Annotated in this window: 20 protein-coding genes; all 20 read right to left on the bottom strand. The window is 38.3% G+C overall.

The genetic code is table 11. The features are described 5' to 3' along the window. Window positions 1-35: 35 nt before the first annotated feature. The 20 genes from RGB74_RS07395 to gpr all read right to left on the bottom strand — a co-directional run bounded on the left by RGB74_RS07395 (window position 36) and on the right by gpr (window position 19,759). On the bottom strand, window positions 36-998 hold the full coding sequence (locus tag RGB74_RS07395; protein WP_310762344.1) for a PhoH family protein: 963 nt from the start codon (window positions 996-998) through the stop codon (window positions 36-38). A 5-nt stretch (window positions 999-1,003) separates the two neighbouring features. Further along, window positions 1,004-2,197, bottom strand: a complete 1,194-nt coding sequence (yqfD, locus tag RGB74_RS07390) for a sporulation protein YqfD (RefSeq protein ID WP_310762343.1) — start codon at window positions 2,195-2,197, stop codon at window positions 1,004-1,006. 27 nt (window positions 2,198-2,224) lie between these two features. Beyond that, complete coding sequence (yqfC, locus tag RGB74_RS07385; protein ID WP_310762342.1) at window positions 2,225-2,506, bottom strand: sporulation protein YqfC; 282 nt, start codon at window positions 2,504-2,506, stop codon at window positions 2,225-2,227. Window positions 2,507-2,582: 76 nt separating this feature from the next. Next, window positions 2,583-3,002, bottom strand: a complete 420-nt coding sequence (locus RGB74_RS07380) for a hypothetical protein (protein ID WP_310762341.1) — start codon at window positions 3,000-3,002, stop codon at window positions 2,583-2,585. A 2-nt stretch (window positions 3,003-3,004) separates the two neighbouring features. After that, a complete protein-coding gene (gene floA / locus RGB74_RS07375; protein ID WP_396136028.1) occupies window positions 3,005-4,015 on the bottom strand; it encodes a flotillin-like protein FloA in 1,011 nt (336 codons plus the stop codon). 18 nt (window positions 4,016-4,033) lie between these two features. Further along, on the bottom strand, window positions 4,034-5,359 hold the full coding sequence (locus tag RGB74_RS07370; RefSeq protein ID WP_310762340.1) for an NfeD family protein: 1,326 nt from the start codon (window positions 5,357-5,359) through the stop codon (window positions 4,034-4,036). A gap of 102 nt (window positions 5,360-5,461) precedes the next feature. Continuing rightward, window positions 5,462-5,905 carry a GatB/YqeY domain-containing protein gene (locus RGB74_RS07365; RefSeq protein ID WP_310762339.1) on the bottom strand — a complete coding sequence of 148 codons (444 nt, stop codon included), beginning with the start codon at window positions 5,903-5,905 and terminating at the stop codon, window positions 5,462-5,464. A 14-nt stretch (window positions 5,906-5,919) separates the two neighbouring features. Further along, the gene (rpsU, locus tag RGB74_RS07360; RefSeq protein ID WP_066237650.1) at window positions 5,920-6,093 is read right to left on the bottom strand and encodes a 30S ribosomal protein S21; all 174 of its coding nucleotides are present in this window, start codon (window positions 6,091-6,093) and stop codon (window positions 5,920-5,922) included. Between the two features lie 150 nt (window positions 6,094-6,243). Then, complete coding sequence (deoC, locus tag RGB74_RS07355) at window positions 6,244-6,918, bottom strand: deoxyribose-phosphate aldolase (RefSeq protein ID WP_310762338.1); 675 nt, start codon at window positions 6,916-6,918, stop codon at window positions 6,244-6,246. 188 nt (window positions 6,919-7,106) lie between these two features. Next, a complete protein-coding gene (mtaB, locus tag RGB74_RS07350) occupies window positions 7,107-8,459 on the bottom strand; it encodes a tRNA (N(6)-L-threonylcarbamoyladenosine(37)-C(2))-methylthiotransferase MtaB (protein WP_310762337.1) in 1,353 nt (450 codons plus the stop codon). A 4-nt stretch (window positions 8,460-8,463) separates the two neighbouring features. Continuing rightward, entirely contained in the window at window positions 8,464-9,216 is a 753-nt protein-coding gene (locus RGB74_RS07345; protein ID WP_310762336.1) for a 16S rRNA (uracil(1498)-N(3))-methyltransferase, read from the bottom strand. A gap of 23 nt (window positions 9,217-9,239) precedes the next feature. Further along, complete coding sequence (gene prmA / locus RGB74_RS07340; protein ID WP_310762335.1) at window positions 9,240-10,181, bottom strand: 50S ribosomal protein L11 methyltransferase; 942 nt, start codon at window positions 10,179-10,181, stop codon at window positions 9,240-9,242. 37 nt (window positions 10,182-10,218) lie between these two features. After that, window positions 10,219-11,331 carry a molecular chaperone DnaJ gene (gene dnaJ, locus RGB74_RS07335; RefSeq protein WP_310762334.1) on the bottom strand — a complete coding sequence of 371 codons (1,113 nt, stop codon included), beginning with the start codon at window positions 11,329-11,331 and terminating at the stop codon, window positions 10,219-10,221. A 172-nt stretch (window positions 11,332-11,503) separates the two neighbouring features. Next, a complete protein-coding gene (gene dnaK, locus RGB74_RS07330; RefSeq protein ID WP_310762333.1) occupies window positions 11,504-13,336 on the bottom strand; it encodes a molecular chaperone DnaK in 1,833 nt (610 codons plus the stop codon). Between the two features lie 30 nt (window positions 13,337-13,366). Then, window positions 13,367-13,930, bottom strand: a complete 564-nt coding sequence (grpE, locus tag RGB74_RS07325; RefSeq protein ID WP_310762332.1) for a nucleotide exchange factor GrpE — start codon at window positions 13,928-13,930, stop codon at window positions 13,367-13,369. A 22-nt stretch (window positions 13,931-13,952) separates the two neighbouring features. Further along, window positions 13,953-14,978: a heat-inducible transcriptional repressor HrcA gene (hrcA, locus tag RGB74_RS07320; RefSeq protein WP_310762331.1), complete on the bottom strand. Its 1,026-nt coding sequence runs from the start codon at window positions 14,976-14,978 to the stop codon at window positions 13,953-13,955. An 80-nt stretch (window positions 14,979-15,058) separates the two neighbouring features. Then, the gene (gene hemW, locus RGB74_RS07315) at window positions 15,059-16,204 is read right to left on the bottom strand and encodes a radical SAM family heme chaperone HemW (protein ID WP_310762330.1); all 1,146 of its coding nucleotides are present in this window, start codon (window positions 16,202-16,204) and stop codon (window positions 15,059-15,061) included. Window positions 16,205-16,274: 70 nt separating this feature from the next. Continuing rightward, on the bottom strand, window positions 16,275-18,104 hold the full coding sequence (lepA, locus tag RGB74_RS07310) for a translation elongation factor 4 (protein WP_310762329.1): 1,830 nt from the start codon (window positions 18,102-18,104) through the stop codon (window positions 16,275-16,277). A gap of 118 nt (window positions 18,105-18,222) precedes the next feature. After that, window positions 18,223-18,573, bottom strand: a complete 351-nt coding sequence (locus RGB74_RS07305; protein ID WP_310762328.1) for a DUF3679 domain-containing protein — start codon at window positions 18,571-18,573, stop codon at window positions 18,223-18,225. Between the two features lie 76 nt (window positions 18,574-18,649). After that, window positions 18,650-19,759, bottom strand: a complete 1,110-nt coding sequence (gene gpr / locus RGB74_RS07300) for a GPR endopeptidase (protein ID WP_310762327.1) — start codon at window positions 19,757-19,759, stop codon at window positions 18,650-18,652. Window positions 19,760-19,808 lie beyond the last annotated feature (49 nt).

Below are 19,808 nucleotides of genomic sequence, written 5' to 3'. Positions count from 1 at the left end.
TATAAAGTAAAAAAAAGTCTCCCATTAAAGGAGACCTATTCTTCAGACGCTTCATATGCTTCAATGATCCTTTGGACAAGAGGATGCCTAACCACATCTAACTGTTTTAAATAAATAAAATCAATGCCATTTACTTTTTCTAATCTTTGTTTTGTAACCTTTAATCCAGATTCTTTTCCACGTGGCAAATCGATTTGTGTGATATCACCTGTAATTACCATTTTTGATCCAAAACCGAGACGAGTTAAAAACATTTTCATCTGTTCCGGAGTTGTATTTTGTGCTTCATCAAGTATAACAAAGCTTTCGTCCAGTGTACGCCCTCTCATATACGCTAAAGGGGCAATTTCAATCGTACCGCGCTCAATGAGTCTTTCTGTATGCTCAGCACCTAAAAGGTCATGAAGAGCATCGTATAGAGGCCGCAGGTATGGATCTACTTTCTCCTTGAGGTCACCGGGTAAAAAGCCTAAACTTTCCCCAGCCTCTACAGCCGGTCGTGTAAGTACGATTTTCTTTATTCTGCCATCTTTAAGTGCGTTGACTGCCATAACAACAGCTAAGTATGTTTTACCTGTGCCTGCTGGTCCAATGCCAAACACAAGATCATTTTTTCTCATTGATTGTACATAATGGCGCTGCCCGAGTGTTTTTACACGAATTGGCTTTCCTTTAGCGGTAACTGCAATTTCTTCTTCATAAAGTTCGCTTAATTCATCTAGCATGTTCTTCTCGGCAAGCTGAACTGCATAGACAATATCCCGTTCTGATATTTTAATTCCTTTTCGAACTAATTTGAGCAGAACAAACAAAATCTCTTCGACCATCTGCGCTTTTTCAAGCTCCCCAGAAACTAAAATATCTTCTCCGCGGGTAACTATGTTCACATGAAGCTTGTCTTCAATCACTTTTAAGAAGGCATCGTTCGGCCCGAACAATGAAGACGCTTCCGAAGTATTTTCCAGTTGTAATGAATTAAGTCTTTTTGTTTCTGACAAACTACTCATTCTCCTTGTTGGATCGGTATAGGTTGTTCAGATGCTATATTTTCTATAACTTGGTAGAGCATCGTTAATGCTACTTTACCATTCGACTCGTTTTGTAGCAAAACTTTTTCGCCATTAATTGTTGCATCAGCAGGAATTTTTTTTAGCAATTCTTTCATTGCCATCTTTTTCCCAACCGCTATAGCTTCTTTCTTAGTATAAGACCTTTTTACCCCGTCTGTTTCCCGAATTTCCTTTTTCAAATATGAAAAAGGTGTTTTCCATTTCGCCAAGTATAGAGGAGTCTCATTTATTGTTTCTGTCTTTGCTTTGAATTCTCCATCAGAAAACCCGAAGACAGGTACATTTAGACCGAATAATGAAACGTAATGCCTGTTCTTATATTTCCCTGTATATGTCTGAAAAGATGTATTTAAAGGTACTGAAACTTTTGTTTCATACCAAACCTCACCATATACTTTCCCTTTGGCACTTACAAGTTTCGGTTTCTTCTCTTTTCCGATTAATCCTGAAACCAGCAAAGACCCTTTTTGTACATAATCATTAACTGCAATAACAGGTTGTCCTTTTTCAACAAACATGGAATGAATCAAGGCTTTTTTTGTTGCCACCAGATGACTCGGCCCTGTAACGTGTTTCTCTTTTGGGATTTCTTTTTGAACAACTTCAAATCGATATGTTGTCCCGTGCCGAGTTACACCAATCCAAGTTACGTTTTCCATCTTCTCTGTCAGCTGTCTTTGTATTTCTCTTACATTCGGAAGCAGGAATATAAGTTTTCCTTTAGTAATTCCCAATTCCACAGCTGCTTTCTTTAGCTGGTATTCAGTCTTAGGATTTGCGCCGGTCACATTTATATTCCAAATCATGTTAGATAACAAAAAAAGGAGCACGATAAATGAAATCATCCCGATCAAGAAACCATTTCTCTTCCAAATTTTTCTTAACAAAAAAGGTGTGCCGTTTTTTTCTCTAATCCTAATTTTAAGTTTCTTTTCCTTTAAGAGTCTTTTCACTTTTTTAAAATCATCAACAGGAAGCGATGCGAGAACTCGTCCATTATCAAGAGGCTGGATATCCCAAATTTGTATTCCTGAAGTAAGGCATGAGTTAATAAACGAGCTTGATTCTTGTCCTATAATTTCAACACGTATATTCCCTTTTAAATTATGATTCCATTTATTATTCAAACTTGCCCCTCCTCATTATCAAAAATACTAATCATTTTCAAAATAAACGGAAGATACAGTTCCTTCTAAAAGGATTTCTTCCGGCAAAATTGTTTTTATTACAAAGTCGCTGCCTTTTATCAAAAGTGTCCCTTGCTTTAACTTAAGTGCAAGCTGTTCATTGGAGAAGGCTTTAACTCCACGATGATTTTCTATATAAATGTGTATTTGACCGATCATTGTAATCCGGGGCAAATCCATTATTACATCTGCTGGTAAATCCAGGTTTTGCATCAACCATTTGTTTACTTGCTGCCGCAATTTTCCCATATAAAAAAACCCCCTCTCTCCATTTTTATGAGAGACGGGGTCAAACTATCACACTATTTCAATGTTTTGCTTTTAGTTACGATCGCTTTTGCAACGCTTTAGGTTTCGAGAGGATTTCTGACCAGATCACAGCTTTTTTCAATTCTGATTGATCTACAGATAAGGAACTTAAAATATCTCTCTCTTTATCATGATAGCGGTTCCTGCTGATGTTTTCTTGTTTTTCATTATACCGGCTGTATATATTGTTCTTTTTTTCGTTCGTTTCCTTTTGGTTGGTTATGGGTTCAGGTGAGTGACGATCCAATCCAGCCTGTGATCCAAAGGGGGATACCGTTTGTTTTGGTTTTTCCATCATTTTTTGAGTAGTCTGTGTTCTGTGGGTTGCTTTTGATTCATTCATCCTTTTAATAAAACTAAAGATGCCTCCAGCTACTATGATTACAAAAGCGATATTACTGAGTAATAGATCAATAACCGCTTCTAAGATTTTCATCTTTACAACTTCTTCCCTTTGCCATTATTGTTATCTTGATCAGGATTAGATGACTTACTTATGGACTCTCGCATCGTAGTGTCAGCCATTATGTTTTTCATGTTCATATAATCCATAAAACCCATATTACCCGAACGGAGAGCTTCAGCTAATGCCATTGGTACTTCCGCTTCTGCTTCAACAACTTTGGCATGCATCTCTTGAACTTTGGCTTTCATTTCTTGTTCATTCGCAACTGCCATCGCACGTCTTTCTTCCGCTTTCGCCTGGGCAATATTTTTATCAGCCATCGCCTGATCTGTCTGCAATTCTGCACCAATATTTTTACCGATATCTATATCCGCAATATCAATTGATAGTATTTCAAAAGCGGTTCCAGAATCTAATCCCTTAGAAAGAACCGTTTGCGAAATTAAATCTGGGTTTTCAAGAACTTTTTTATGGCTTTCAGAAGAACCTATCGTACTTACGATCCCTTCACCGACACGTGCGATAACTGTTTCTTCACCTGCGCCCCCTACAAGACGGTCAATGTTCGCTCTAACCGTAATTCTAGCCTTCGCTTTCACTTCAATACCGTTTAAAGCTACCCCAGCAATGAAAGGAGTCTCAATTACTTTAGGATTAACACTCATTTGCACAGCCTCTAATACGTCTCGGCCAGCAAGATCAATGGCTGCTGCACGTTCAAAGCTAAGGTCAATGTTAGCCCTGTGTGCGGCAATTAGCGCGTTAACAACCCGGTCTACATTCCCTCCTGCTAAATAATGGCTTTCCAGCTGATTTGTACTTAAATCCAACCCAGCTTTTACAGCTTTTATTAATGGATTGATGACACGGTTTGGAATAACTCTTCTTAATCTCATCCCCACAAGGGTAAAGATCCCGACTCGAACACCTGCAGCTAGTGCAGAGATCCATAACATAACTGGAACAAACGTTAATAAAATAGCGAATACAATTACGACCAGACCTATAACAACGATACTTGCAATTGAACCTAATCCCAGCATTTCAACACACTCCTCGATTTAATTTTCCTCAAAAAGCCTGACGACCACCCGGCCGCCACTTACTTTAATAATTTTGATGTCAACATCATTCTTTATATAAGATCCCTCCGTTACAGCGTCAATCAATTCATCATCGATTTTTATCGTTCCAGATGGACGGAGAGGAGTTATTGTTCTTCCGGTTTTGCCAATTAAGTCCATCCTCTCCTGATGAGATAGGTACCCTTTTTCAGAGCTTGTAGAATCAAAAAGAACAAGCCGTTTTAAAGGGCCATTATAGCCAAATGAGCGAATAAAGAAATAAGACCCGATAATGGTTACGATGATAGCTATAGAAATAGCCATTAAAATACCTGACAAAGATCCACCAGCAAGTATTAAACCTGTCAGCACGGAAACCACCCCAATTATCCCTATTATTCCTCCGGGTAAAAATATTTCTAAAAATATTAATACTAAGCCAATCACGAACAATAATACGGATTCCCAGCCTGCCAAACCTGCCAATGTATGACCATAGAAGAATAAAAATAAAGAAAGTAATCCGACTGAACCCGCTATCCCAAAACCGGGTGTGTAAAGTTCAAGCACTAGTCCCAGACTTCCTAAAGATAGCAGTATTGGCACCACAACTGGATTTGTAACAAATCGGGCAATTTTATCAGCAAAAGTAGGTTTGGCATCAATAATTTTAGCATCTTCAAGTCCCAAATAAGCTAAAAGTTCTTCACGATCGTCGGCGATTTTTTCTGCATAGCCAACTTGAATGGCTTCACTGGCAGTTAATGTAAGTAATTCTCCTTTTTTAAGATGAAGCTCTGGAATCTCAGTATTGGGACTTACCATAGCTTCAGCATATAACGGATCTCTATTATTAAGTTCAGCAGCCGCCAGCATCTCAGCTTTCCAAGCGGATTCTGCTTTTTTTCCTGCAGTATTCCCCTGGTTGTCAATGACCGCAGCTGACCCAATCGTAGTAGAGGGCTTCATTACGATCTGATCCGCGTTCAATGCGATGTATGCTCCTGCGGAAAATGCGTTTTTGACAACGTACGCAGTGATGGGGATGTCTGTTTCTCTCATTAATTTAGCGATATGTATTGCAGCGTCTACACGTCCACCAGGGGTATATATTTCAAACACGATGTGATCCGTTCCATTCTTTTCAGCCTCTTTAATATTTCTTTTTAAGAAAGCCTCAAGACCTCTCTCCACTTCATCTTCAACCGGAATAAACGTGACTGTCTTTCCCTTGCCTGCCGAAAACACTTGATGAGTGGAAATTAATCCATAGACTCCCCAAATCACACATAACATGTATATCAATAAACGTCCCTTTTTCACAGCGATCCCCCCTTCTTGTCTAGTTTACGTATTAAGATGGTAAAAGTTTCAAAAAAATAAGAAAACGCCCTGTAAAAATTACAGAGCGTTTGTCAATTTCAATTATGATAATTGTTGCTGAACAATACGATTAACGAGTCCGCCATCGGCTTTCCCCTTAACTTTCGGCATTAGAGCACCCATAACTTTACCCATTTCTGCTTTAGAAGAAGCACCAGTCTCTGAAATAGTTTGTGCAACAATTTCAATAAGTTCTTCTTCAGAAAGCTGTTTAGGCAAGTATGGAGTAAGAACAGCAATTTCTTCGTTCAGGCCAGCGACCAAATCGTCACGGCCAGCTTTTTCGAATTCTTGGAGGGAGTCTTTTCTTTGTTTCATTTCGCGTACAAGTACGGTCAGCTCTTCTTCCTCGTTTAATTCGCGTCCCAGCTTGATGGCTTCGTTTTGAATAGATGCCTTTAGCATACGAATTACTGAAAGCTTTAGCTTGTCTTTGTCCTTCATCGCTTGTTTCATATCTTGATTTAATGTATCAAGAAGACTCATACTTTACACCTCGCTTAGAACTTACGCTTTCTTGCTGCCTCAGCCTTCTTCTTACGCTTTACGCTTGGCTTTTCATAATGCTTGCGTTTTTTAACTTCAGCCAATGTTCCATCTTTGGAAACGGATCTTTTAAAACGACGAAGAGCATCATCAATGGATTCATTCTTGCGAATACGTGTTTCTGCCATTTGTATTTCCCTCCCTCCAGACCACCCTTACATAAAGAGTAAAGATGCGTCACATATCTTTTGCCATTATAATATATCCTTGTAATACGGTCAACTTAATTTAAACAAGTTGATTGGAGAGAAATCGCAACGATTTTAAAACAACAAGAATTAATAATCAGAAGTAGATGTTCCACCTTCAACAATTGCAATACCAGCACTTGCTCCAATGCGTGTTGCACCAGCTTCAATCATCGCTAAAGCAGTTTCACGGTCTCTGACAGCACCAGAAGCTTTAACTCCGATATTAGGTCCTACTGTTTCACGCATTAATCTAATATCTTCTACAGTCGCTCCGCCAGTTGAGAAACCTGTTGACGTCTTAACAAAATCAATGCCGGCTTTTACTGAAATTTCACATGCTTTAACTTTTTCTTCGTCCGTTAATAATGAAGCTTCAATAATTACTTTTGTAAGTGCCTTACCTTTTGCAGCTTCAACAACAGCTCTTACATCTTTTTCTACTAGGTCATAATTGCCTTCTTTTAAAGCACCGATATTAATTACCATATCAACTTCAGTTGCACCATTTTCAATAGCATTCTTTGTTTCGAATGCCTTTACTTCTGGAGTATTAGCTCCTAAAGGAAAACCAATAACTGTACAAACTGCTACATCAGAACCTTTTAACTGTTCAAATGCTGTATATACCCATGTAGGATTTACGCACACGGAAAAGAAATTATATTTTTTCGCTTCTTCACAAAGTGTTAGAATTTCTTTTTTAGTAGTGTCAGCTTTTAAAGCTGTGTGATCAATCATTCTTGCAACATTTAAATTGCTCATAAAAAACAATCCTTTCTGAACTAAAAATCTTCATTACTGTAGTATAATACCAAAATTTTAAACAAAAATCGAGATAATACGAAAATTTGTCTGACGACTGACCTTTAAATAATATTTATTTTGAAAAATAGTCCTATCAACAACAAATCTAAACCATATAAAAAACACCCTGGAGAGCCCCCAGGATATTAATTATTTACAGCCTGTTTAAGATTTTCTGATGATTCTTGTTTAACAAAAATACCTTTATTATAAGGATACCCTGCTTCTGTAATTTTTACTTTAATAAGTTTTCCAATCATGTTTTCATTACCTTCAAAGACAACTTTTAAATAGTTAGTCGTATATCCGACGAATAAATTCTTGCCTGGCTCGTCCTTAAACTCTTCTTCTGGTATAACTTCAACAACACAATCTTCATAATTTGAAGCATATTCTTTTGCTAATTGATCTGATAATGAAATAAGTTTGTGCACGCGTTCGTTTTTCACATCTTCTGGAACTTGGTCTTCCATTTTAGCAGCGGGTGTGCCTGTACGTTTAGAATAAGGGAAAACGTGCAGTTCCATAAATTTATGATTCTCAATAAACTGATAAGTCTCCATAAATTCTTCCTCTGTTTCTCCAGGAAAACCAACGATTACATCAGAGGTTATCGCAAGTCCGGGCAGAGCCTCTTTCAGGCGATCGAGTCGTTCACCAAACATCTCCATCGTATATTTTCTTCGCATTCTTTGAAGAACTGTATTAGAACCTGATTGGAGTGGAATATGAAGGTGTGGAACGACCTTGTTTGATTTTCCAATCACTTCGATAACTTCGTCAGTGATCTGGCTCGCTTCAATTGACGAAATCCGGATCCGTTTCAACCCAACAACTTTTTCATCCATGTCAGAAAGCAGTCTGGCAAATGAATAGTCTTTCATATCCTCGCCATATCCAGCAGTATGAATGCCCGTTAATACAATTTCCTTGTACCCTGCATCAACTAACTGCTGAGCTTGAGCAAGAACATCCTCAGGCTTTCTAGAGCGCAGCAATCCTCTAGCCCATGGTATGATACAAAATGTGCAAAAATTATTGCAACCTTCTTGTATTTTTAATGAAGCTCTCGTTCGATCTGTAAAAGCTGGCACATCTAGTTCTTCATAAACACGAGCTTTCATAATGTTCGAAACACCATTAATAGGCATACGTTCTTCTTTATATTGTTCAATATAGGTCAGCATATTAGAGCGGTCTTGAGTACCGACTACAACATCAACGCCTGGTATCGCCATGATTTCCGCAGGAGAAGTTTGGGCATAACAGCCAGTAACACAAATAACAGCATTAGGATTTTTACGAATTGCTCGTCTGATTACCTGTCTGCTCTTTTTATCTCCCGTGTTGGTTACAGTACATGTGTTTATAACATAAACATCTGCTGTCCCTTCGAACTCAGTTCTATCGTAACCTTCTGATTTAAACAGCTGCCAGATAGCTTCTGTTTCATAATGATTTACTTTACAGCCTAATGTATGAAAAGCAACGGATGGCATAATCTCACCCCTTTAATTCAATGTGATAGGAAATCGCAGATAATATATATAACGGCGCAGTCTCGGTGCGAAGAATGCGTGGACCAAGTCCGCATAATTCAAATCCATGTTCAGCAAGTATCTTCGCTTCCTTTTCACTGATACCGCCTTCAGGACCAATCACACATAAAATAGAATCTCCATTTTCCAATGCACTCAAAGCAGAGGCAAAACGGCTGGTTTCCTGCAGCTTTGCTTCTTCTTCATATGCAGCGATTTTTATCTTATAACTTTCCGCCATTTTTAGCAAATCAGAAAAAGTGCCCGTATCCAACACTTCAGGAACTCTGCTTCTGTGTGATTGCTCGGCAGCTTCTTTTGCTATCTTTTCTAAACGCTCTTTCTTTTTTACAGCTTTCTTTTCATCCCATTTCACAATAGAGCGGTCTGCAGAAAAAGGAAAGAAATCACTTGCCCCAAGTTCTGTACCTTTTTGAATGATATATTCAAGTTTATCTGCTTTAGGCAATCCTTGTGCGATGGTAACATGAACTGGCAATTCAGATACCGTTTCTATTTCATTCACGATACATGCCTCAACTTTGTCACCATTCAAATCAATGATTTCACATGTTGCGGATCGGTCATTATTATCACAGCAAATAATGACGTCACCTGCTTTCATCCTCATGACCTTAGAGATATGTTTGGCGTCTTCACCTGCCACAAAAACACGGTCTTGAGTCCAATTATCTGATGGGACAAAGTATCTTTGCATGTAAAGCACTTCCTATTCTTAGGTTATTCCTTATTTTGAGCAACAATCGCTACCCAATCTTCCATTTCTAAAATTTCAACGATCGAAAATCCTTTTTGTTCTAACTTAGATTTAACATCGCGTTTTTTACCTTGTATAATTCCAGACGTTATAAAGTAACCTCCGGGCTTTAATACTTTAGAAGCGTCGTCAACGAACAACAAGATTATTTCCGCCAAAAGATTACCTACAATTAAATCGACAGGTCCATTGATGCCTTTTAATAAATCATTTTGGTCCACTTGAATTATTTCATTCACTTTATTCAATTTGACATTTAATCTAGCGCTGTTTACAGCTACTTCATCAAGATCATAAGCATCGACCTTCTTTGCACCTAACATTGCTGATGCAATACTTAAAACACCCGATCCTGTTCCTACATCAATGACAGAGTCACCTACATGTATATACTTCTCAATGGCTTGCAAACTCATCACTGTTGTTGGATGAGTTCCCGTACCAAAAGCCATGCCAGGATCGAGCTCGATGATCAACTCATCTGAATGAACAGGCTGATAATCTTCCCAGGTAGGAGTAATCGTTATTCTCTTAGAAATTTTCACTGGTTTATAGTACTTTTTCCATGCTGTCGCCCACTCTTCTTCGTTCACTTCTGAAATGGATATCGTGTTCGCACCAATATCAATATCGTATTTCACAAGGTTTGTAATCGCTTGTTTGATTTCTTCTACAGTCTCCCCTAAGAAACTGTTAACTGGAAGATACGCTTTTAAAATAACACCTTCAGAAGGATAATCAGACGGATTTAGTTGATAGATTTCGCCAAAAACTGACTGACGTTCTTTTGAGAGGTCATCCACATCTTCAATCACAACTCCGCTCGCTCCTGCTTCATGTAAAATATTCGATACTGGTTCAACCGCTTCCTGAGTAGTGTGGATGCTAATTTCTGACCATTTCATCATATCAACTCCGTTTCAAGATTAAGAAGGTACAAGATTACTCACCTTTGAAGGCACGTTTTACTTTGTCAAAAAAACCATCTTGCTGTTCATCAGGCAGCGTTCCGCTTATTTCAGAAAAATCGCGGAGCAATTGCTTTTGCTTTTCAGTTAAGTTTTTAGGCGTAACAACCTTAACTTGAATATGCTGATCTCCCTGACCTCGGCCATGAACATTCTTCACGCCCTTACCCCGAAGCCGGAAGTGAGTTCCAGTCTGGGTTCCAGCAGGAATCTTCAATTTTACTTTTCCGTATAAAGTAGGAACTTCAATTTCATCACCTAATGCCACTTGTATAAATGTTAATGGCATCTCGCAAAAAATATCATCTCCATCACGTTCAAAAAACTCATGCTCTGCAACTTGGAAAACGACGTAAAGATCTCCAGCCGGTCCGCCATTAGCACCTGGTTCTCCATGACCTGCCATACGAATCTGTTGTCCATTATCTACACCGGCAGGAACCTTAACAGAAAGCTTTTTATTTTTACGGACTTTCCCTGCCCCATGACAAGTACCGCATTTTTCGTTAATAATCTTCCCTTTTCCACTGCAATGGTTACAAACTCTACGGTTAACGATACGTCCAAACGGTGTGTTTTGTTCCACGTTTAATTGACCGCTTCCGTTACAATGAGAACATGTTTCCGGTTTTGTACCAGGTTTTGCCCCTGATCCGTAACAAGTTCCACATGTTTCTTCAGTAGGAATTGAAATCTCCGTTTCTTTTCCGAATACAGCTTCTTCAAAAGATAGACGAAGTCCATATTGAAGGTCATTTCCCTGTCGAGGAGCATTCGGATTACGTCTTCCGCCGCCGCCTCCGAAAAACATATCAAAAATATCACCAAATCCGCCAAAATCAGCTCCGGCACCCCCAAAACCTTGGTTTGGATCTGTATGGCCAAATTGGTCATAATGAGCTTTTTTCTGAGGATCACTTAGTGTTTCGTATGCATCTTTTACTTCTTTAAATTTCGTTTCCGCATCTGCCTCTTTGTTAACATCTGGATGATATTGTCTGGCAAGCTTACGGTATGCTTTTTTTACTTCATCACTTGAGGCATTTTTATTTAATCCAAGTACTTCGTAATAATCTCGTTTACTCATATTAAGACACTCCCGAATTCTCACATAAAAGTTATCTTACCATTGAATACCACCTGACTCAAGACGAAACTGCAAACCTTAAGTTTTGTCAAAAATCTGTCATATCCTGTTACTTTTTTCAGAAAAAAAGTCAAAGTCAAGATAGCCTGACTTTGACTTTTTGGTGCTAAAATTATTTCTTATCGTCGTTTACTTCTTCATAATCCGCATCAACGATGTTGTCATCGTTTTTGCTGGATTGTCCTTCTGCATTTCCTTGATCAGCTTGAGCTTGTTGAGCAGCTTGCTCATATAGCTTAACTGATAGCTGTTGAACGATTTCACTTAAAGCTTCTTTTTCTTTCTTAATAGCTTCAATATCATCGCCTTCAAGTGCTTTCTTTAAGCTTTCTTTCGCTTCTTCAGCTTTCTTAACTTCGGCTTCATCTAATTTGCCTTCAAGGTCTTTTAATGTTTTATCAACAGTGAATACCAATTGATCAGCTTCGTTTCTTGTATCAATTTCTTCACGTTTCTTTTTGTCCGCTTCAGCATTTTCTTCAGCGTCTTTTACCATGCGGTCGATTTCTTCATCAGATAATCCTGTTGAAGACTTAATAGTGATTGATTGTTCTTTGTTTGTTCCAAGATCCTTAGCTCGTACATTAACAATACCATTCGCATCAATATCAAAGCTTACTTCGATTTGAGGAACTCCGCGCGGTGCTGGAGGAATCTCAGATAACTGGAATCTTCCAAGTGTTTTGTTGTGAGCAGCCATTTCACGTTCACCTTGAAGAACATGAATATCTACGGATGTTTGATTGTCAGCAGCTGTGGAGAATACTTGTGATTTTGATGTTGGAATCGTTGTATTGCGATCGATTAATCTTGTAAATACCCCACCCATTGTTTCGATACCTAAAGAAAGTGGTGTTACATCAAGAAGAACAACATCCTTTACATCACCAGCGAGAACTCCACCTTGAATCGCTGCTCCTAGAGCAACAACTTCATCAGGGTTTACACCTTTGTGCGGATCTTTACCAGTGAATTTTTTGATTGCTTCTTGAACAGCTGGAATACGAGTAGATCCCCCTACAAGAATAACTTTGTCAATATCAGATGGAGTCATTCCAGCATCAGTTAGTGCTTGGCGAGTTGGTCCCATAGTACGTTCTACTAGATCAGAAGATAAGTCTTCAAACTTAGCACGAGATAAGTTTAACTCTAAGTGTTTTGGTCCTGTTGCATCCGCTGTGATAAAAGGTAAAGAAATCTGTGTAGAATTTACACCAGAAAGATCTTTTTTCGCTTTTTCAGCAGCATCTTTTAAACGTTGAAGAGCCATTTTATCTTTAGAAAGATCAATACCGTTCTCTTTTTTGAACTCACTTACTAAATAATCAATGATTACTTGGTCAAAATCATCTCCGCCAAGCTTGTTGTCCCCTGAAGTTGACTTAACTTCGAAGAACCCATCACCTAGTTCCAGGATTGAAACGTCAAATGTACCGCCGCCAAGGTCAAAAACAAGAATCGTTTGATCTTCATCTTTTTCAAGACCGTATGCTAATGCAGCAGCAGTTGGTTCGTTAACAATTCGCTCAACTTGAAGACCAGCGATTTGTCCAGCATCTTTTGTTGCTTGACGCTGTGCATCATTGAAATAAGCCGGAACAGTGATTACAGCTTTTTCAACTTTTTCTCCAAGATATTCTTCTGCATGTGATTTAAGCTTCTGTAAAATTATCGCTGAAATTTCTTGAGGCGTATAATCTTTTCCTTCAACTGTTTCTTTATGGTCTGTACCCATATAACGCTTGATAGACATGATTGTATTCGGGTTTGTAACCGCTTGGCGTTTTGCCACTTCTCCGACAGAACGATCTCCATCTTTAAATGCGACAACTGATGGTGTTGTACGGTTACCTTCCGGGTTTGGAATAACTACCGCTTCTCCACCTTCCATTACTGCAATACAAGAGTTTGTTGTACCTAAGTCAATACCGATGATTTTACTCATGTTTTTTCCCTCCATAAACATATGTAGTTATTATGCGTTAACTTTTACCATTGCAGGACGAATTACACGGTCCTTAAGCATATACCCTTTTTGAAGTTCTTCGATCACAGTATTTGAATCAAACTCGGCATCTTCAACTTGCATAACTGCTTGATGAAGATTCGGATCAAACTTTTCGCCAACTGTTGGAACTTCAGTCAAACCTTCTTGTTTCAAAGCCTCTACTAACTGACGATGAACCATTTCCATCCCTAGAATCAAGGTTTTTGTCTGGTCGTTCGTCGCTTCTGTTTTTAAAGCACGCTCAAAGTTATCTAGAGCTGGCAATAATTGTTCAAGCAAACTTTGAGATTTATATTTAAGGCTGGCAGCTTGTTCCTCTCGGGTACGGCGTCTGAAGTTATCATAATCCGCCTGCAGCCTAAGGTTTCGTTGTGAAGCTTCTTCAAGCTTGGTCTCAAGCTCCTGAATTTTTTGCTGTTCTTCAGTTAGGGTTTCTTCAACTGTTTCTTCAGCAGTAAATTCTTCAGTTGCGGTTTCCTCAGCTGTATTCACTTCTTCTTGCATTTCTGTTTGTGTTTCCTCTTTGTTCATGCTTTTCACCTCCCTAAACTACTTAATTAGAAAAATCATTTAAACGCTTTGTCATTTCTTTTGATAATGAATCTAAAAGTGAAATCACTTTTTTATATTCCATCCTTGTTGGACCAATTAATGAAATGGTTCCAAGATGTTTGCCATACATCGTATATGACGCATTAATGACACTGCAATTTCTCATTGCTTCATGTTCATTTTCAGTTCCTATCTTTACCGTAACACCTTTTACAGTCGATGAAACAAGCTGTTCCATCAGTTCCTGCGTCTCCAGAAGATCGAGTAATGGTCTCACCTTATCTAAATCTCTGAATTCAGGCTGGGAAAGCATGTTGGTTTTACCGCCATAGAACAGATTTGCCTTTTTACTCCACAACAACAGCTGATCTAAAAAAACATCCATATTCTGATAACTTCTTAAATGTTTTTTAAATACGGCCGATAATTCTGAATGGATTCGGCTATTCAGCTCTACTAATCGAACACCGGATAGTCTTTCATTTAATATATTCACCAATTTCTCAAGATCCGATGGTTCAATATGATCAGGCAAATAAATTTGTCTGTTTTCAACGTGCCCTGTATTTGTTACAAATATGGCAACCGCCATTTGTGAAGATAAGGGAATGATCTGCAAATGACGAAGCTTCATATTCATGGCCTTTGGTCCAAGAACGACTGCCGTATAGTTCGTCAAATCTGATAGAATTTTTGCAGAGTGATCAAATAACGCTTCAGCCTCAACCGCTTTTTCCGTAAAAAGCAAGTCAGATGTGCCTGTTTCATTTTTTGCTAACGAAAGTGAAGGCAATAAATGATCGACATAAAATCTATAGCCTTTTTCAGACGGTATCCTTCCAGATGAAGTATGGGTTTTTTCTAAAAAACCTAGATCCTCTAAATCTGCAAGTTCGTTTCGGATTGTAGCAGGACTGTAAGTAATGTCTTCTCTCTTTGAGATTGTCCGGGAACCTACAGGCTCTACATGCTTAATGTAATCATCTATTAAAACACGTAATATAAATAGCTGGCGCTCCGTTAACATCTCATCACCCCATTTGTTAGCACTCCTTGAGAGCGAGTGCTAAATCTATAATATAAGTTACCAAAAGGGACTCTTTATTGTCAATCTAAAACTACACCAATAAATTCTTGAAAAACTTCATTGCCCAGTGGAATCCCATCTTTCGTTAAAGAAAGATTATCGCCTTCTGTTTTAAGCCAGCCTTTTTTGATCATTCTATCGATTGGCTCTTGGTAAATTTCAAACATCGATCTGCCATACTTTGCTCTAAAGTGTTGATCAGATACACCTTCTTGCTTTCTTAGTCCCATAAACATTTCTTCTTCTATCTTTTCTGCACGAGAAACAGGGTGCTCTTCTGTATACGGAAATCCTTTTTCACCAATTAGATTCATATAGTGCTTTAATGGTCCTGCATTTCTTCTCCGAACACCTTCTACATAACTATGCGCACCTGCCCCAATGCCAAAATACTCATTATTGTTCCAGTATTGGAGATTATGTTTACTTTCATAACCTGGAATAGCAAAATTACTAATTTCATATTGTCTGAATCCTTTTTTCTCTAAAGACTCTATCAAATAATCATACATCGCAGCTTCAAGATCATGTTCAGGAAGCACTAGCTGTCCTTTTTGAGCAAGATTATAGAAGACTGTCTTCTTTTCAATCTGCAGCGAGTATGAGGAAATATGAGGAACATCAAGTGACAATGCTTCATCTACTGACCTTTTAAACATTTCCATCGTTTGGCCGGGCAGACCAAACATTAAATCGATGGACATGTTTTGAATACCCGCTTTTTTTGCGTCACGGATCGTTCTATAAACATCTTCTCTAATATGTGACCGGCCCAGCTTTTTTAACAGTTCAGCTTCAAAAGTCTGCACGCCGATACTTAATCTATTTACGTTGTTATCTTTTAAAACGGCTATCTTTTCTTTCGTAGTTTGTTCCGGGTTCGCTTCTACTGTAAATTCATTAAGTAAATCATTAACGAATACATCATTGACATCTTGTAAAAAAGTATCCAGTTGGGTTTCGTTCAGAGAAGTAGGAGTTCCTCCACCAACAAAAATCGTTTCCATCTGATAGTCAGGAAAACGCTTTGTCGTATTTACCATCTCTTCTTTCATCGTGCTTAAATATTCATCAACAGGCTGCTGATGAATAAAAATTTTATTAAAATCACAATAATGACAAATTTGAGCACAAAATGGAATATGAAGATAAACAGCTTTAAGCAATTTCTCACCGCCTTTTATCAATACATTAGGAAAGACCGCAGTTAGCCATTGCGGTCTTTTCTAGTTTGAATTATTTGTTTGTGTCGTCCATACGAAGAACGGCCATAAATGCTTCTTGTGGAACATCGACACGACCGATTGTCTTCATTCTTTTCTTACCCTCTTTTTGTTTATCTAACAATTTACGTTTACGGGAAATGTCACCACCGTAACACTTCGCCAAAACATTTTTTCTTAACGCTTTAATGTTAGACCTTGCTACAATTTTTTGTCCCAACGCCGCTTGAATCGGAACTTCGAATTGTTGACGAGGAATAAGTTCTTTTAGTTTTTCTACAACTACTTTACCGCGCTCATAAGCAAAGTCTTTATGAACAATCACTGAAAGAGCATCGATTTTTTCATTGTTCAGTAATATCTCCATCTTAACAAGCTTAGACGGTTTATATCCGATTAACTCGTAATCGAGAGAAGCATAGCCTTTTGTGCTGGATTTCAATTGATCAAAGAAATCATAAACAATCTCAGATAAAGGTATCTCATATAGAACATTTACTCGATTGTTTTCCAAATAATCCATAGTAAGGAAGATACCGCGTTTCTTTTGACAAATCTCCATGATCGTACCTACATAATCATTTGGTGTCATGATTGATGCTTTTACATAAGGCTCTTCAACTACACTGATTCTTTGTGCCTCTGGCATATTCGCCGGGTTATCAACTACAATTTTTTCGCCATCTGTCATTGTAACATTATAAATAACACTTGGTGCCGTTGCGATAAGGTCAATATTGAATTCACGCTCAATACGCTCTTGGATAATTTCCATATGCAGCAAACCAAGAAATCCGCAGCGGAAACCGAATCCAAGCGCTTGTGAAGTTTCCGGCTCAAATTGAAGTGCTGAATCATTCAGTACTAATCTTTCTAAAGCTTCACGCAAATCATTATATTTGGCAGTATCTACGGGATAAAGCCCGCAATATACCATCGGGTTCATTTTTCTATACCCTGGAAGTGGAGTAGCTGCTCCCTTCACACTGCTAGTGATTGTATCACCAACCTGAGTATCGCCTACATTTTTAATAGATGCTGTTAAATAACCTACATCACCGACAGTTAAGAAGTCTTTTTGAACGGCTTTTGGTGTAAATACACCAAGTTCAAGTACTTCAAACTCTTTCCCAGTTGCCATCATCTTGATTTTGTCGCCGATCTTCACAGTACCTTCAGCAACTCGAATATAAGTTACAACACCTCTGTATGGATCGTATAAGGAATCAAAAATTAACGCTTGGAGCGGACCATCCGGGTCACCTGCTGGAGCAGGAACCTTTTCTACGATCTGTTCCAAAATATCAACAATCCCTATTCCTGCTTTAGCAGAAGCCAGAACTGCCTCAGATGCATCGAGTCCAATAACGTCTTCAACTTCTTGTCGAACACGTTCTGGCTCAGCACTTGGCAAATCAATCTTGTTGATGACAGGCAAAATTTCCAGGTTATTTTCTAATGCTAAATAAACGTTTGCTAATGTTTGAGCTTCGATCCCTTGAGCAGCATCTACGATAAGAAGCGCACCTTCACATGCTGCTAAACTTCTGGAAACTTCGTATGTAAAATCGACGTGTCCAGGTGTATCGATAAGATGGAACGTGTAAACTTCCCCATCTTTTGCTTTATATTGAAGCTGAACAGCGTTTAATTTTATGGTAATACCCCGTTCACGTTCAAGATCCATTGAGTCCAGTAATTGCTCTTTCATTTCACGTTTAGTTAATGCACTTGTTTCTTCTAAAATACGGTCAGCTAGTGTTGATTTTCCGTGATCAATATGTGCGATAATGGAAAAGTTCCGTATTTTCGATTGTCTTTTTAATTTATCTTCTCTATTCATTCTACGTTCACTCCTACAATTTTAGGAAAAGTCACTAGCTTTGATTATAGCAATACAAGGAATCTCTTTCAATCACAACATAAAAAGAACCTTCAAGGACATAGCCTCATAAAGGTTCTTATGGAGAAAACACACTTAACATTCCTTGTATGACGGTACCTAACACGGATATCATCACACTAAAAACCGAAGATATAGATGCTGTTAATTTCTTTCCAAGAGCCGAAAAGACATTGAACGAATCAACTTTAGCCAGAGTTTCTTGTTTTGTTTTCAAATCGTGACTTGAATACAAAGGTTTTGCATATTTCTGGTCTTCCGCATTATTTTGATTAATTGATTCAACAAAACCAATATCCGTCGATCCTTTTAATTCATTCATTTCAAAATGTGTTTTTTGAATCCCTAATAAAACACCGAACAAAAGCAAGGCAACTAGTCCAAAACACTTTAACATAAATTTCGTCAACTTATTTCCTCCTTAATGAACCGAGGATTTCCTATTCAAATTTATGCATAAGCTTGTCCATTCATGACACATTTATCTAATGGGTATAGGATGATGTATTTGATTGATCAATCTGTCCGTGTAATGCAGTATTTAATCCATTTGCGATTACGTTGGCCATATCTTCAATGAACACATCTACTTCTTTTGGAGTAACCATTAAATTATGTCCAATCGGTGCGAGTACTTCCCGAATTAATCTTAATTTTTCATCATGTTCAAGAACACCAACAATTCCTAAGAATGACTTTTTATGATCTTCTTCAGGCAAATCCTCATCTGTCAGTACTTTTTTCTCCCCGAAAGTCATTCCTGACGGGACTAGCGCTTTTGACGGTTTATCTTTTTCCTTCATTTCACGTCCAAAATGTTTCAGAATAAAGTCGATTGTATCACTGGTGATTGTTGCTGCATCAACCACAGTTGGTATACCGATTGATATAACAGGAATTCCTAACGTTTCTTTGCTCAATTCTTTTCGTTTATTCCCCACACCCGATCCTGGATGGATTCCAGTATTTGAAACTTGAATCGTCGTGTTGACTCTTTCAATAGACCTAGAAGCTAAGGCGTCGATGGCTATAACAAAATCAGGCTGTACCCTCTTTACAATACCATCGATAATATCACTCGTTTCAATCCCTGTTATCCCCATTACTCCGGGTGAAATAGCACAGACTGGCCTGAAACCTTCTTCTACATTTTCCGGAGCTAGATCAAACAAATGCTTTGTAATGGTAATATTCTCGACAACAAGCGGACCTAATGAATCTGGTGTAACGTTCCAGTTTCCCAAACCTACTATCAAACACGTATCTTCTTGTTTTACACCTTGTTCTTGTAAAAATTTATAAAATTCGTTTGCAAAAATCTTCTGTACGGTTTCCTGCAACTTAGAATCTTTTTCGCGTATTCCCTGAACCTCAAATGTAATATAAAGACCTTCTTTTTTCCCGGTGGTCTCTGCTCCTTTTTTGTCGATCTCCATTCTTACACATTTGATGCCTTCACGATTCACCTCACGTATGATAACACCTTCAAGTGAACTTCTATTGACTGTTTCATCTTCTTTAACGAGCATATCGTGCGCTTCAACCGCTAAATCCGTTCTGACAGAATATGCCTGAAGATCTAAATCTTTATCCATAAACTACCACCGTCCTTTAAAATGTATTTTTGCCTCAACTATTGCTTTT

Origin of the sequence: Bacillus sp. NEB1478 (genome assembly GCF_031582965.1) — a bacterium.
Lineage (GTDB): Bacteria > Bacillota > Bacilli > Bacillales > Fictibacillaceae > Fictibacillus.
This window is presented reverse-complemented; position numbering and strand designations above follow the sequence as displayed.